This window comes from Halorientalis pallida (assembly GCF_049605515.1).
GTDB classification, from domain to species: domain Archaea; phylum Halobacteriota; class Halobacteria; order Halobacteriales; family Haloarculaceae; genus Halorientalis; species Halorientalis pallida_A.
In genome coordinates this window covers 3192832-3207065 of sequence record NZ_CP187158.1, presented here as the reverse complement: position 1 = coordinate 3207065, position 14234 = coordinate 3192832, and the positions used below count along the sequence as shown (strand labels likewise).

Annotated in this window: 12 protein-coding genes; 6 read left to right on the top strand and 6 right to left on the bottom strand. The window is 66.0% G+C overall.

What is annotated here, in order from left to right:
* Positions 1 to 10: 10 nt before the first annotated feature.
* Positions 11 to 520, bottom strand: coding sequence for a universal stress protein (locus ACOZ4N_RS18160; RefSeq protein WP_424017772.1), 510 nt, complete (start codon positions 518 to 520; stop codon positions 11 to 13).
* A 138-nt stretch (positions 521 to 658) separates the two neighbouring features.
* On the opposite strand from ACOZ4N_RS18160, the gene ACOZ4N_RS18155 reads away from it, so the two are divergent.
* The 6 genes from ACOZ4N_RS18155 (at position 659) to ACOZ4N_RS18130 (ending at position 7676) form a co-directional block, all read left to right on the top strand.
* Positions 659 to 1537, top strand: a complete 879-nt coding sequence (locus ACOZ4N_RS18155) for a complex I NDUFA9 subunit family protein (RefSeq protein WP_424017771.1) — start codon at positions 659 to 661, stop codon at positions 1535 to 1537.
* 145 nt (positions 1538 to 1682) lie between these two features.
* Positions 1683 to 2864 (top strand): tubulin/FtsZ family protein, encoded by a 1182-nt coding sequence (locus ACOZ4N_RS18150; protein WP_424017770.1) that lies wholly within the window; start codon positions 1683 to 1685, stop codon positions 2862 to 2864.
* 85 nt (positions 2865 to 2949) lie between these two features.
* Entirely contained in the window at positions 2950 to 3627 is a 678-nt protein-coding gene (locus ACOZ4N_RS18145) for a hypothetical protein (protein WP_424017769.1), read from the top strand.
* Complete coding sequence (gene cofC / locus ACOZ4N_RS18140) at positions 3627 to 4253, top strand: 2-phospho-L-lactate guanylyltransferase (RefSeq protein WP_424017768.1); 627 nt, start codon at positions 3627 to 3629, stop codon at positions 4251 to 4253. Before ACOZ4N_RS18145 ends, cofC begins: the two co-directional genes overlap by 1 nt.
* A 26-nt stretch (positions 4254 to 4279) precedes the next feature.
* Positions 4280 to 5395, top strand: a complete 1116-nt coding sequence (gene cofG, locus ACOZ4N_RS18135) for a 7,8-didemethyl-8-hydroxy-5-deazariboflavin synthase subunit CofG (RefSeq protein ID WP_424017767.1) — start codon at positions 4280 to 4282, stop codon at positions 5393 to 5395.
* Between the two features lie 73 nt (positions 5396 to 5468).
* Positions 5469 to 7676 carry a histidine kinase N-terminal 7TM domain-containing protein gene (locus ACOZ4N_RS18130; protein ID WP_424017766.1) on the top strand — a complete coding sequence of 736 codons (2208 nt, stop codon included), beginning with the start codon at positions 5469 to 5471 and terminating at the stop codon, positions 7674 to 7676.
* Positions 7677 to 7688: 12 nt separating this feature from the next.
* Here the strand turns inward: ACOZ4N_RS18130 and ACOZ4N_RS18125 are convergent, their stop codons facing one another.
* From ACOZ4N_RS18125 to ACOZ4N_RS18105, 5 genes are all read right to left on the bottom strand, one after another.
* A complete protein-coding gene (locus tag ACOZ4N_RS18125) occupies positions 7689 to 8393 on the bottom strand; it encodes a helix-turn-helix domain-containing protein (RefSeq protein ID WP_424017765.1) in 705 nt (234 codons plus the stop codon).
* A 284-nt stretch (positions 8394 to 8677) separates the two neighbouring features.
* Positions 8678 to 10033: a 7,8-didemethyl-8-hydroxy-5-deazariboflavin synthase subunit CofH gene (gene cofH, locus ACOZ4N_RS18120; RefSeq protein ID WP_424017764.1), complete on the bottom strand. Its 1356-nt coding sequence runs from the start codon at positions 10031 to 10033 to the stop codon at positions 8678 to 8680.
* A gap of 124 nt (positions 10034 to 10157) precedes the next feature.
* Entirely contained in the window at positions 10158 to 11162 is a 1005-nt protein-coding gene (locus ACOZ4N_RS18115) for a DUF3592 domain-containing protein (protein WP_424017763.1), read from the bottom strand.
* A gap of 298 nt (positions 11163 to 11460) precedes the next feature.
* Complete coding sequence (locus ACOZ4N_RS18110; RefSeq protein ID WP_424017762.1) at positions 11461 to 11985, bottom strand: hypothetical protein; 525 nt, start codon at positions 11983 to 11985, stop codon at positions 11461 to 11463.
* A 331-nt stretch (positions 11986 to 12316) separates the two neighbouring features.
* A complete protein-coding gene (locus tag ACOZ4N_RS18105; protein ID WP_424017761.1) occupies positions 12317 to 14116 on the bottom strand; it encodes a histidine kinase N-terminal 7TM domain-containing protein in 1800 nt (599 codons plus the stop codon).
* Positions 14117 to 14234: the final 118 nt, after the last annotated feature.

Sequence of the window (14234 nt, the reverse complement as noted above, 5' to 3'; positions counted from 1 at the left end):
CCGTTCCCGGTCAGTCCGGGAGGTAGAAGTCGGATTTGCCCTTCCGGTGGGGCGAGGCGTCTTTGAGCTTCGCGATCTTGGCGGGGCTGCGGTCCCGGACGATGACCACGTCGTAGGACTCCTCGGCGGCGACGCTACTGCCGACGCTTGACAGCGAGGTGACCAGGTGGCCCGCGTTCTCGCTGCCGATGAACACCATCGAGGCGTCCTCGTGCTCGGCGACCTTCCGCAGGCGGTTCGCGATCTCACCGGAGGGTGCGCGCTTGTCGACGACGCGGTGCCGGAAGTTCGCGGTCGGGCACAGGTCGGTCACCTGTCGGTGGAGCCGCGAGACGACGGTCTTCAGCTCCGGGTCCTCGTTGGCCTCGATCCAGTCGTGGTCGCGCGCGTACTCGGCGTTCCCCTTCGGGATCACGCTGACGGCCAGCACGTTCTCCTCGAAGACGATCCCGAACTCCGTGGCGCGAACCAGCGCCGCCTCGGCCAGCGGCGACCCGTCGAACGGAACGACCAGTGTCATACCCGAAATCCCTCGGCGGACCTGATATACCTGCGGACGGTTCTCGGCCCCTGAAAACACCGCCTCGTCCGCCCATCGTCGGGTACCTGACCAGTCGCACGATACTTTTAAACATATATAAAACGAACAGTAGCCCGTATGAACGTTCTCGTCGTCGGCGGCAGTGGTTTCATCGGGACGAACCTGAGCAGGGAGCTAGACGACCGCGGCCACGACGTGACGGTCCTCTCCCGGGACCCGTCCGGGGAGGGCCTCCCAGCCGGGGTCGACACGGTGTCGGGCGACGTGACGGCCTACGACTCCATCGAAGGGGCCTTCGAGGGCATGGACGCGGTGGTGTACCTGGTCGCGCTCTCGCCGCTGTTCAAGCCCAAGGGCGGCAACGAGAAGCACTTCGAGATCCACACGGAGGGGGCGCGCCACGTCGTCCAGGCGGCCGAGGAACACGGCGTCGACCGACTCGTCCACATGAGCGCGCTGGGTGCCGATCCGGACGGGCCGACGGCGTACATCCAGGCGAAAGGCCAGGCCGAGGATATCGTCACCGCCTCGGAACTCGACTGGGTGATCTTCCGTCCCTCGGTCGTGTTCGGCGAGGGCGGCGAGTTCGTCTCGTTCACGAAGAAACTCACGCCGCCGGGGCTCGCGCCGCTGCCCGGCGGCGGCAAGAAGACGAACTTCCAGCCGGTCTGGGTCGGCGACCTCGTGCCGATGCTGGCCGATGCGGTCGAGGACGACGAGCACGTCGGCGAGACCTACGAGATCGGCGGGCCCGAAGTGCTGTCGCTCCGGGAGATCGCCAAGATGGTTCGCGGGAGCGTCATCCTCCCCGTCCCGATGGGGCTGGCTGGCGTCGGCCTCAAAGTCGCGGGCTCGCTGCCCGGGTTCCCGATGGGCGGCGATCAGTACCGGTCGCTGAAGTTCGACAACACGACCAGCGACAACGACGTGGCGGCGTTCGGTGTCGACGGCCAGGACCTGACCACACTGGGAGAATACCTGGACACACGGGCGTAAGCACCCATTTTTCGGGACGCTAAGCCCCGATTAACCGGGCTGCTTTCAGGCGGTTGTGTGTTGAACTCGGCATTCTATTTGCTGATATTTGGGGGTAAAACTTATAGCCGTAATGTGACTGTTTCCTCTCACACGGAGACGAGTCATGAAACTCGCGATGATCGGTTTCGGCCAGGCGGGCGGGAAAATCGTCGACAAGTTCCTGGAGTACGACGAGCGAACCGGGAGCGGGATCGTCCGCTCCGCGGTCGCCGTCAATACCGCTAAAGCCGACCTACTTGGACTGGAGCGCGTACCGGAAGACAACCGGGTGTTGATCGGACAGGCCCGGGTGAAAGGACACGGTGTCGGTGCCGACAACGAACTCGGTGCCGAGATCGCGGAGGAAGACATCGACGAGATCCAGGGTGCAATCGACAACATCCCGGTTCACGAAGTCGACGCCTTCCTCATCGTCGCCGGTCTCGGCGGCGGGACCGGGTCGGGGGGCTCCCCCGTCCTGGCGAAACATCTCAAACGCATCTACACCGAGCCGGTGTACGGACTGGGCGTGTTGCCCGGCGGCGACGAGGGTGGTATCTACACGCTCAACGCCGCGCGATCCTTCCAGACGTTCGTCCGGGAGGTCGACAACCTGCTGGTGTTCGACAACGACGCCTGGCGGAAATCCGGCGAGTCCGTCCAGGGCGGTTACGACGAGATCAACGACGAGATCGTCAAGCGCTTCGGCATCCTCTTTGGCGCTGGGGAGGTCGAACAGGGCGGTGCAGTCGCCGAAAGCGTCGTCGACTCCAGCGAGATCATCAACACGCTCGCGGGCGGCGGCGTCTCCACTGTCGGGTACGCCGCCGAGGAAGTCGAACCCGAGCAGGGCGGCGGCGGGTTGCTCTCGCGGTTCAAGGGCGACGACTCCGACGACGGGATGGACACCGCAAACACCACGAACCGCATCACCAGCCTCGTCCGCAAGGCGGCGCTGGGGCGGTTGACGCTGCCCTGTGAGATCGACGGGGCCGAACGGGCACTGCTCGTGTTGAGTGGCCCGCCGAAACACCTCAACCGGAAAGGCATCGAGCGCGGCCGGAAGTGGCTCGAAGAGCAGACCGGCAGCATGGAGGTCCGCGGTGGCGACTACCCGGTCCCCGAATCGGGCTACGTCGCCAGTGTGATCTTGCTGTCGGGCGTCCACAACGTGCCTCGCATCAAGGAACTCCAGCAGGTGGCCATCGAGGCCCAGGACAACATCGACGAAATCCGGCAGGAAAGCAAAGCGAATTTAGAGGAGTTAGTCGAGGACGATGATGATGAACTCGATCCCCTGTTCTAAACGGAGTATCGTATTCGTACTACTCGCGGTCGCGGTCGTGGGCGCGGTGGGGACAGCGGCGGCTGTCACGGTCACGGAGGACAACGTGCCCAGCGAAGTCAAAGCCGAAACGGGCACGAGCGTGACGGTGACGCTGGACGATCCCTACGAGGGTGCGCCCAGCGAGTGGACGCTCCGGGCCGAGACGAACCTGACCGGCGAGCGCACCTGGCAGATCAGCAAACGGAAGTTCGGTTCCGGGAGCATCGAGAACGAGTCGGGGTCGGGCGGGAGTATCGAGACCACGGTGAGCCAGAGCAACGACGACGAGTCGATCACGCTCACCATCACCGGCACGATGCCCAACCGGTCGGTGTACAACTACGACCCCCAGCAGAACCTCTCTGCGATCACGCTCTACCGCGTGACCGACAGCGGTGAGACGAAGGTCGACACGATCAACGTCCCCTACTACACCGCAAAGAGCAAGGAGGCGCGCAAGCAGATCGACCAGGCCAAGCAGGCCATCGACGAGGCCGGGAGCGTCCCGGATTCGGCCCGGACCGACTACCAGAGCGCAATCGAGTTCTACAACAGCGGGCAGTTCGCGAGCGCGATCCGGGAGGCAAACAGCGCACAGGAGGCGGCCCAGCAGGCCGAGCAGTCCCAGCAGACGACCCAGTTGCTCATCTACGGCGGCGTGGGCATCCTCGTGCTGGCGCTGATCGGCGGCGGCGTCTGGTACTGGCGCAACCAGCAGGACGACTACGACAAACTGCGCTGATGGACGTTCTCGTCCCCCTGGCTGTCGACGAGCCGAAAACCCGGCTCGCGGGGACACTCACTGCTGCCGAACGGACGGCGTTTGCTCGCGCGATGTGTGCGGACGTACTCGACGCGATTCGCGAGAGTGGCCACGACCCCGAGGTCCTCGCGACGGCGGCCGTCGACGTGGACGCCCCCGTCAGGATCGACGACCGACCCCTGACCGAGGCCGTGAACGCCGCGCTCGACGATGCCGTCGACGGCGGTGCCGAGCGCGTGGGGATCGTCATGGCCGATCTGGCGCTGGCGACGCCGGCCGCGCTCGACCGACTGTTCGCGACCGAGGGCGACGTGGTGCTGGCCCCGGGTCGTGGCGGCGGGACCAACGCCATCGTGACTCGCCACCCCGAGTTCCGGACGGACTACCACGGCGCGTCGATCCGCGACCACCGGCGAGCGGCCCGGGCGGTCGGTGCCGACGTGACCGAGGTCGACAGTTTCCGGCTCGGGACCGACGTGGACGAGCCCGACGACCTCGTGGAGGTGCTGTTGCACGGCGAGGGACGGGCCCGGGAGTGGCTGGTCGAGGCGGGGTTCGTGGTCGACGCGGACGGGCGCGCGACCGCGACGCGCGCACAAGAGTGAAGGGGCGGGGACCCCGACTGGGATCTGTGATTCCGGGGACCGACGAGTACGGCGTCGACGTGACCGTTGCCGACGAGGACATCGAGCGACTGCTCGACGTGACGCCCGCGGACGTGGACCCGGCCCCCGAACTCTCGTTCTGCCGGAACGTGTTCGTGCCGCTGACGACGGCCTGTCGGTACACCTGCACGTACTGCACCTACTACGACCCGCCGGGGCAGGCCACGCTCCTGAGTAAAGAGGAGATCCGGGAGACGGTCCGGCGCGGGGCCGACGCCGGCTGTACGGAGGCGCTCTTTACCTTCGGCGACGACCCCGACGACCGGTACACCGAGATCCACGACCGGCTCGCGGAGTGGGGCCACGACTCGATCCACACGTACCTCCGGGAGGCCTGCGAGATCGCGCTGGAGGAGGGACTGCTCCCCCACGCCAATCCGGGCGACCAGACCCGCGAGCAGATGGCCGAGGTCGCGGACCTGAACGCCTCGATGGGCGTCATGCTGGAGACCACGGCCGAGGTACAGGCCCACGGCGGCCCTCGTGCAAAGAACCCGGGGCAGCGGCTCCGGACCATCCGGACGGCGGGGGAACTCGGCGTGCCCTTCACTACGGGCATCCTCGTCGGGATCGGCGAGGACTGGGCGGACAGGGCGGAGTCGCTGCTCGCGATCCGCGAGCTCGACGAGCGCTACGGGCATATTCAGGAGGTGATCGTCCAGCCGGTCGTCGACAACGAGCGCTGGCGCGGCGGCTCACCGACCGTCGACACGCTCCGGCGCACGGTCGCGATGGCCCGGGACTGCCTGCCCGAGTCCGTGAGCGTGCAGGTGCCCCCGAACCTCGCGCCCGCCCGCGAGGTGGTCGACTGCGGGATCGACGACCTCGGCGGGGTGTCGCCGGTCACCGTCGATCACGTCAACCCAGACTACGAGTGGCCGGGGCTGGACGAACTCCGGGCGGTCGCCGACCACGCGGGCGTGCCCCTGCGGGAGCGCCTGCCCGTCTACGACCGCTACGCGACCGACGAGTGGCTCTCGGGTCGGATCGCCGACGCCATCGACGCCCCCGACACGGCGGGCGAGCGGTTCCGGGCCGTCCGTGACCGCGGGACGAACCCGACGAGCGTTTCGTCCGATTGATACTGGTCCGACGTTTTCGGCTCCCCTCCCCGATATCTGCGATTATCAGCATCGGAAACGGAACACGAAGTTGATGCTTGCGCAGTCGAAAGTGGGGGTACTCAGCGGTCGGTCGCTGGCACCGAAGATGGCCTGGGAATTCACGCCGTACACGATCCCGTTCGCAGTGACGGTACTGTGTAGTCTCGTATTCGGCGGGTACCTGGTGTACGACGCGCGCCGCCGGGGCTGGGACACGAGCGTGGGTTCGCTCGCCGTCGTCAGCCTCGGGACGCTCGTGTGGGCGGGCGCCGCGCTGGTGCAGGTGTCGGCGACCTCGTTTTCGGTGATGGTCGTCGCCGAGCAGTGGACCTACGTCGGGACCCCTATCGTCGTGATCGGCTGGTTCGTGTTCACCGCCAGCTACACCGACTACGACGACCTGCTGACGGTGCCGGTGGTCGGGTCGCTCACGGTGGTCCTCGGTGTCGGGACGGTTCTCGCGCTCACGAACGGCCTGCACCAGCTCATGTGGGCGGCACCGGCCGTCGTCGACCACGGCTCGTTCAGTTCGCTGACCTACGAGAAGACGGTGGCCTACTACCTGTTCATCGGCGTCGCGTTCGGTGTCGCCCTGCTCGGCGTCGCCCTGCTCGGGCGCTTCATGCTCACCTCGCCGACGCTCTACCGGAGCCAGATGGCGGCGCTGATCGTCGCGGCTGCCGCACCCATCGTCGTGAGCCTCTGGGTCGTCCTCGGACTGGGGCCCCACGCCACGGTCGAACTCTCGCCCATCGCGTTTACCTTCTCCGTCGCCGCGTTCATCTTCGCGATCAAACGCTACCAGTTGCTCGACCTGGAGCCCATCGCCCGGACGCGCGTCGTCGAGAGCATGCGCGAGGGGTACGTCGTCCTCGGCGACGACGAGCGGATCGTCGACCTGAACCCCTCCGCCCAGTGGCTCCTGGAAACCGACGAGCGCGTGATCGGGGCCGACGTGCGGACCGTCCTTCCCGAGATCGAACCGCTCCTCGACGGCGACGACGCGACCGGGACGGAACTGTCGGTCGAGGTGGCCGGCGAGCGCCGCTACCTGGCGGCCAACCGCTCGGCGCTGTCCGAGACCGACGAGGGACTGGGGAGTCTGGTCCTCCTGCGGGACGTGACCGAGCGCCGTCAGGTCGAGAAACGCTATCAGGAGCTCATCGAGCACTCGATGGACGTGATCGCCGTCCTCGACGAGGACTGGACGGTCACCTACGCCAGTCCCTCCCACGAGACGGTGCTGGGGATCGACCCCGACACGATCACCGGCGAACGCGTCGCCGACCACATCCACCCCGACGACCGGCCACAGCTTCGCGAGCGGTTCGCGTCGCTCGCCGAGGACCCCGGCGCGACCCTGCGCTTCGAGTTCCGGATCGTCGACGCCGACGGCGAGTGGCACGTCCTCGAAGGGATGGCGCGGAACCTGCTCGACAACGCCGTCGTCAGAGGCATCGTCGTCAACTCCCGGGACATCACCGACCGGAAGCGCCGCGAACGGGAACTCGAACGCCAGAACGAACGGCTCGAAGACTTCGCGAACGTCGTCTCCCACGATCTCCGGAACCCCCTCCAGATCGCCGAGGGCTACCTCGACGAGGCCCGCCGCACCGGCGACGAGGACGCCTTCGACCGGGTCGAGACCGCCCACGACCGCATGGAGACGATCATCGACGACGTGCTGGAGTTGGCCCGACAGGGACGGACCGTCGGGGAGACCGAACCCGTCTCGCTGGCGACCGTCGCCGACGAGGCGTGGGCGACGGTCCGGACCGACCGGGCGACGCTCACGGTCGCCGACGACGCCCGCGTCGAGGCCGACCCCGACCGACTGCGCCGGCTGTTCGAGAACCTGTTTCGGAACAGCGTGGAACACGGCGGCCCCGGTGTGAGCGTCACGGTCGGACCGATCCGGGCCGAGAGTCCGGATGAAAGCGAGAGGCAGCGAGTGGACGGCGACACCGGGTTCTACGTCGAAGACGACGGCGTGGGGATCCCCGAGTCCGAGCGCGAGACCGTCTTCGAGTCCGGTTTCACGACCGAGACGGGCGGGACGGGATTCGGCCTCACCATCGTCAGGGAGATCGCCGAAGCCCACGGCTGGGACGTGTCGGTGGCCGACAGCACGGTCGAGAACGCGACTGCGGTGGCCGACGGCAGGTCGGCGACGAACGAGGACACCGAGCGAGACGGTGACCGCGGCGGTGCCCGGTTCGAGTTCCGACCGCGGGAGGACGCGGCGGCCGACGTGCCGTAGTTCGACCCGCGTTCAGAGATCGCTCACGGAGCTGGCCGCGTCGTCCCTGTCGAGGTCCGGGGTGCCGTCCAGCGCGCGGAGTTCGCGGAACACGGTCGCCTCGATCTTCCGGAGGTGTTCGCCGACGTTGGCGGCCGAACAGTCCAGTTCGTCGGCCAGTTCCTGGTGGGTCGCTCGCCGCGGGTCCGCGTAGTAGCCCTGCTCGACGGCGACCGTGAAGATCTCGCGCTGGCGCTCGGTCAACTTCTCCAGCAGTTGCGCGGCGTCGGGGTAGGAGGTGCCGGTCCGGACGATCTCCACGTCGATGGCCTCGGGCAACTCCGCGAGTTTCTCGCGGAACCCGCTGTCGTGTCCGACGTAGGTCACCTCGACGGTCTTCTGATCGACGATACTGATGGGCCACTTGACGAACACGTCGGAGGAGCGGCGGGTCTGCATCAGCGTCCGCGCGAACTCCGTCGGATCGATGGAGAGGTAGGCGTACCACGTGCGCTCCCCGGAGAGACTGCACTCACGAACCGGGTCCGCGGCGCCGACGATGGACTCGAACCGCTCCCGATCACCGTTCCCCTCCGCGAGGACCACGAGGGTCCCGTCGTCGAGGAGATCCGCCCGGTGGACCCGCTGGACTGACACCACGGGGTCGGCCAGCAACTCCCCCACGAACGGGTGGAACTGCGGCGCCTCCAGCGAGAGCCGAACCGTTACGTGTCGCATCGTGGCATCGTACTACCAACTGTGAGATATTTCTTTTGCCGGTGCAAAGTGGAGAAGGGGGGGATGGGGAATCGATCGGCGGCGACAGCCACCGAATCAGGGATTCCTGGGCCGTACACTCCAATTGGCCCGTCCGCACCTCCCGGATAGAGGTGGATCTCTATTGGATTTTGACCCGCCTATCCAAAGTGGATTTATATGCATTCGTTCCTGAAGGAATGTGCTTATAAAAGAGTGCGATGTGCGAGCGGTCTCCCGTTCGTGGTCGGATCGCCGACGATCAATCAGTGGTCCGGGACGAGTGGCGTGCCGTCGGCCTGGGGACCGAGCCTGGGGCCGAGCTGGTCGGCACCGGGGTCGACGCGGCGGCGCTGTTCGTAGTCCGTCGAGCGTTCGACGGGGATGCGGCCGATGGCGGCGATCATGTCGGCGTACTCCCGGACGGAGCGACACTCGCCGAAGCCGCCGCCGGCGCGTTTGGTGATCTCCTCGGAGAGGATCGTCCCCATGAAGTCGTCGGCCCCGCAGGTGAGCATCTTCAGCCCCTGAGCGTCGCCGTACTTGACCCACGAGGACTGGACGTGTTCGATGTTGTCAAGGTAGAGCCGCGAGACGGCGATCATCAACTCGTCCTCGTGTCTCGTCGCACCGTCGGTCACCATCCCGCGCTCGGCCAGGGGCGTCTCCTCGTGGACGAAGGAGAGGGGGACGAACTCCGTGATCGCCCCGGTCCGATCCTGGAGGTCCCGGACCCGATCCAGATGCAGGGCGCGGTGAGCCTCGTTCTCGACGTGGCCGTACATGATCGTCGCCGTCGTGTCGAGGCCGACGGTGGCGGCCGCCTCCATGGCTTCCAGCCACTCGTCGGTCCCGATCTTCCCCGGACAGATGACCTCCCGCACCTCGTCCACCAGGATCTCCGCGGCAGTCCCCGGCACCGAGTCCAGTCCGGCCGCTTTCAGCCGACGGAACACCTCCTCGTAGGACCAGTCGGTGCCCCGGCGGGCGTGGTAGGCCTCCTCGGGCGTCATGGAGTGGACGTGGACGCCGTCGACGCTCATCGCCGCGATCTGGTCGACGTAGTTTCCCGGGTCTTTCTCGTACTCGGCTGGTGGGCGGTAGTTCAGATCGCCCCGGTCGCTCGATTCGAGGATCTCGCGGTGTTCGGAATCGAGCGCGAAGGCGGGGTGGAGGCCGGAGACGGAAGTCACCTCGTAGATGCCGCGTTCGACGGCGTCGGCGACGATCTCGCGGGATTCGGCGGGCGTCTTCGTGAACCCGCCGTGATCTTCCTGATAGCTCGTCCGGAATTGTTCGGAGCGGTCCTTGAAGTTACAGAACAGACAGCCGGTGTTGCAGGCGGTGGTGACGTTGTTGTTCAGGTTGGCGACGAAGGTGACTTCCTCGCCGACCACCTCGGCGCGGCGGCGGTCGGCGGCTTCGAGGACGCGCTCTTTGCGTGCCCGGTCGATCCCCGACCGGTCGGTGCCGGTAGTGAGGAGTTCGATGGCGTCGGCGACGGCGAGCCGGTCGCCGGCCCGGGCCTTCGCGAGCGCGTTCTCGAACGACTGGTCGGTCTCCGGGCGGTGTTCGAAGTCGAACTCGCCCCGCGGGACCGACGGCGTGACCGCATCAGGCATTGACTCGTGGCAGGGGCGGAACCCCCATATACGTGGCGGGAGCGGTAAGGCACCCCTCCGGACCCCGCCTGGGATGCCGCGTTCCCGTGCCGGGATCCGAACCCACCCCACGGTTCGGTCGGCCTCAGACGACCCCGAGCAACCGAAGCACGGGGACCGAGAGGATCGCCGCGGTGAGCACCGTCGCCGCGGTTACCCTGATCCGGTTCCCGTACTGGTCGAGGTCGTCGCCGTCGGCGGTGACGATGGCGAACAGCACGAGCGGGTGCCGGAACGGGCTCGGTGGCCTGGCACCGACGATCCGCTCGCGCAGGTACCGGTACTCCCGATACGACCACCAGCCGTAACAGAGCAGGCTCGCGACGAGCCCGACCCACGACACGAACAGCACGAGGAAGGGAAAGCCCACCGGACCCAGCAGGTCGGCCTGGATCGACACTGGCGGGCCGAACACACGTCCTTTCACCGCCAGGAACGCCCCGACGCCGGCGAGGACCGAGAGGGCTCCCAGGCCGGCCAGGCCCGCCAGCAGGCGCTTCAGGAGCCCCTGGAGGCGGTCGTGGTCGATCCCCAGCACCGGGCCCGGACGCGCGGGTGCGTCGGCGGCGTCCGGCGAGCGGAGGTCGGTCCCGCGGCCCGGCGTCAGGTTCGCCGTCGCGGCCGAGAGCAGGATCCAGAGGAGGGCGAACCCACCGATGCCGAGAAAGAGCAGCGGCGTCTCTGTCGTCCGCCGTTCGAGAAAGGCCTCGTCGGGCGACTCGGGCGGGACGTAGGCGGTCGTCGACGCACCGACCGTGTAGGGGTCGAGCACCGCCCGGGCCTTCGCTCGGTCGGCGTAATCCTGTGCGAAACCTGGGAAGAGGTTCGTGCTGGTGTAGTTGGTGCCCTCGTACCGGTACTCGAAGGTGACGCCCGGTTCCCACTTGTCCTGGCCCTGATCGTACTCGACTTCGTGGAGCGACGTGTTCGTGACCGTCGCCGTCACCGGTTGCGAGTTCGCGATGGTCCGGGACTGTTCGGCGTAGGTGTATCCGCCGTAGCCGGCGACCGCGGCCCAGAAGACGGCCGCGACGAGGAGGCCGCGGCTGAACTCCAGGTCACGGTCACCGACCGAGAGCGTCAGAGACATGGCCGGCGCAGTGCGGTGCGGGCGGAGGTGGAGGGCTGATCGGCGCGGAGACGATACCACGGCCGCGACCATATCCGGTCGCGTGGTCGTGCGCTGGTATCGGACGGGGACCCGACAGTCAGCATATCAGGAGCATACGAGAACGCGGATTTAGTCGCTTCGGTGGGACGGTCGGCGTTGCGCGGCGGGTGCTGGTGTTTAGTACAAGACGAACGGTGTACCACTATAGCCAATAATTTATATAGACTCTGTCAAGGCAACCGCTCGAAATATAGAGGATGAGTTTAGCAGAGTGAGATCAGAGTTGCCCGTGGTTAGCCTCTATCGAGACACCATCAATGTCTAATGTCGCTTCCGCCTCCACTTCGTAAGGGGTTGACCCATCTTCAACCAATACAGTATACTGGAATGTCATCGCAGAATAATTCGTTACGTAATCATGAATCCCTTTGCTGGCCGGCAGTTTATGCATGATGCGAATTTTATCGTTTGACAGCGCAACCACTTTGTTCTCATTTTTCTCTCGGTATTCTAGCCGGACATTACCGCTCCCAATCTCCGACGGATTAACCGTCTCAGTCCTACCACCAGCTGTTGTGAACTCAGCGTGTTGAAGAACCGGTTTAGCAAGGTGCCCGTCACGCCGACCATCATTTAATGCGGTGAAATCCCAATTGACCACGACTATTCGATCTTCATTTTTTATACTTCCTAGATCGTTGGCATGTCGTTCGATACGGATGTCTGACCGGGGAGTTTGGAATTGCTCGATGATGGGTTTGAGCAGGCGGAGAACTGACCCGAAAAGTGGCAGCGACGACATTACATAGTTTTGACTGAGTGGTGACTTGTCTCCTTCGGCAAACCGTTTTCTTAGAATTCGGCTTTGGTAACCACACGATTAGTCTCTCTAGAAGATTCGTACATTATATTCATCGGATTTATATAAATATCAACAAAATCTGGCAAAACCCACAGCGGTACGTTGGCACTCCAACTCTATCGGCAGTTGCACACTATTCCCGGTCTAGCATCCGCGCGCCTACGGCGCGCGGTTCTCGCGAGCGCGGCATCGCCGCGCTCGCGCCTTTTTCGCCCACGTTTTTGCCGCGAGTGGTTCGCGCTTCGCGCGAACCCGAGCGGGAAAAAGGTGGTTAGTCGTCGTCAGCCCCGATCCCGAGGTTCAGATCGGTCGCCTCCTCGTCGTCCACGTCGGCGTCGGGGATGGCGGCCTCCAGTTCGATGGTGACGGTACAGCCCCGGTCGGTGTTCTCGAACTCGATGGTGCCCTGCGAGAGGTCGACGATCCAGTCGACCAGCCAGAGGCCCACGCTGGAGCCGTGTTCGAGGGCGGTCTCCTCGCGGCGTTCGAGGACTTCGATCTCCTTGTAGGGGATGCCGGGACCGTTGTCGGCGACGCGGAGGGTGGCGTGGTCGTCGCCGCAGTCGGCGGTGACGACGACCTGTGGATCGTCGGCGTCGTTGTGCATCGCGGCGTTCTCGATGACGTTCTCGACGGCGTGGGAGACGGCCCAGTGGGCGTGGACGGGGCAGGCGTCGGGGAGGTCGGTCTCGAAGGAGACGCCGGGGAACTCCCGGCGGGTGGTCTCGATGGCGTCGGTGGCCATCTCGGCCACGTCGAATTCGCTGCGGGTGCGCTCGCCCGAGAGGAGTTTCTCGACGGTTCGGGCCTTCTCACTGGCGTCGAGTAAGTTGTCGCTCTTGTCCATGATCGTCTGGAGCCGCTCGGCCTGCAGGCCGGAGGTCTCCTCGGCGAGCATCTGGGCGTTGGCCTTGACCACCGAGAGGTCGTTGCGGACGTTGTGCCGGAGGACGCGGGAGAGGACCTGCTTGAGCAGGTCGAGTTCCTGCTGTTTCTGCCGGAGGTCGGTCACGTCGTAACACAGCACCGTCCAGCCCAGGTGGTCGCCGTCGTCGTCCAGTCGGGAGACACGGACGACGAAGGTGCGGGAGACACCGTTGATCGCGGTCGTGAACTCGTGGCCGTCGAGCAGGTCGGCGACCCCGGCGGGCGAGGCGGCGGTGCCGGCCGTCCCGCCGCGGACGCCGGGGAGCGACTCGGAGAGTTCGACCACGCCGACGATGCCGCGGCCGACGGCTTCGTCGGTCAGGCCGAGGACGAGTTTCGCCGCCTCGTTCAACTCGATGACGGTCCCGTCGACGCTGTAGACGAGGATGGCCCCGTCGATGGCCTCGATGAGGCTGTTCTCGGGCAGGGACACCACGTCGTAGTTGCCGAAGCGGACCACCCCGAGGACGACGAAACTGTTGGTCAGGACGTACACCAGCGGATGGGGCTCGTACGGAAGGTCGAGGAAGGCGAAGCCGACGGCAAAGAGGAGCCCGGCCGTGCCGCCCAGGACGAGCATCGTGTTGCGCCAGCGGTAGAGTCGCTGATCCGAGCGCAACGTGAAGGCGACGAGCAGGCCGACGCTGACGACCAGCAGGCCCAGCGAGTAGAGGCTCTGGGCGAGCGCGGCCGGCCCGGTCGTGAAGACGATGGGCGAGAGGAACGCGTCCGTGGCTCCGACCGACGCCGACGACCAGTACAGCGAGTGCAGTCCCGGCACCGCCGGCGCGGTGTTGGTCACGAGCAGGCCGACGCTGACCGCCAGCGGCCCGCCGGCCAGCGCGAGCGTCGACCGACGGGCCAGCACCGCCCGTTCGGTCCAGGCGACCACGAACACGTACCAGAGGAAGACGACGACCGCCGCGAGGACGCCGAACAGCTTCCAGAAGATCACCTTCGTCGTCACCGTGGGCGCGACCAGCGAGAGCAGGTACAGCAGTGACTGGAGACTGCCAAGCACTGCGGCGGCGAGCAAGTACTCCAGCCCCCGGACGTTCCGGTTCGTCCAGTACACGTACGCGAAAGCCGCCATCACCACCATACTGAACAGGTACCAACCCGCCCACAGCGCGTTCGCCAGCATCCGTGCTATCGACCATCGGCCACAAACCACCTTGTAGGTTCGCCCCGAATTTTCAGTTTTGATTCCACACCGGAACCGCGTGCAATCACGACGGCCGGTCGGCGAGTCGGCGTCGATG

Excerpts from the sequence above, each read along its gene's own strand:
- cofC (WP_424017768.1), top strand. The coding sequence starts at position 3,627 with ATGGACGTTCTCGTCCCCCTGGCTGTCGACGAGCCGAAAACCCGGCTC.
- ACOZ4N_RS18105 (WP_424017761.1), bottom strand. The coding sequence starts at position 14,116 with ATGCTGGCGAACGCGCTGTGGGCGGGTTGGTACCTGTTCAGTATGGTG.
- ACOZ4N_RS18125 (WP_424017765.1), bottom strand. The coding sequence starts at position 8,393 with ATGCGACACGTAACGGTTCGGCTCTCGCTGGAGGCGCCGCAGTTCCAC.
- ACOZ4N_RS18160 (WP_424017772.1), bottom strand. The coding sequence starts at position 520 with ATGACACTGGTCGTTCCGTTCGACGGGTCGCCGCTGGCCGAGGCGGCG.
- ACOZ4N_RS18130 (WP_424017766.1), top strand. The coding sequence starts at position 5,469 with ATGCTTGCGCAGTCGAAAGTGGGGGTACTCAGCGGTCGGTCGCTGGCA.
- cofH (WP_424017764.1), bottom strand. The coding sequence starts at position 10,033 with ATGCCTGATGCGGTCACGCCGTCGGTCCCGCGGGGCGAGTTCGACTTC.
- ACOZ4N_RS18115 (WP_424017763.1), bottom strand. The coding sequence starts at position 11,162 with ATGTCTCTGACGCTCTCGGTCGGTGACCGTGACCTGGAGTTCAGCCGC.
- ACOZ4N_RS18110 (WP_424017762.1), bottom strand. The coding sequence starts at position 11,985 with ATGTCGTCGCTGCCACTTTTCGGGTCAGTTCTCCGCCTGCTCAAACCC.
- ACOZ4N_RS18155 (WP_424017771.1), top strand. The coding sequence starts at position 659 with ATGAACGTTCTCGTCGTCGGCGGCAGTGGTTTCATCGGGACGAACCTG.
- ACOZ4N_RS18150 (WP_424017770.1), top strand. The coding sequence starts at position 1,683 with ATGAAACTCGCGATGATCGGTTTCGGCCAGGCGGGCGGGAAAATCGTC.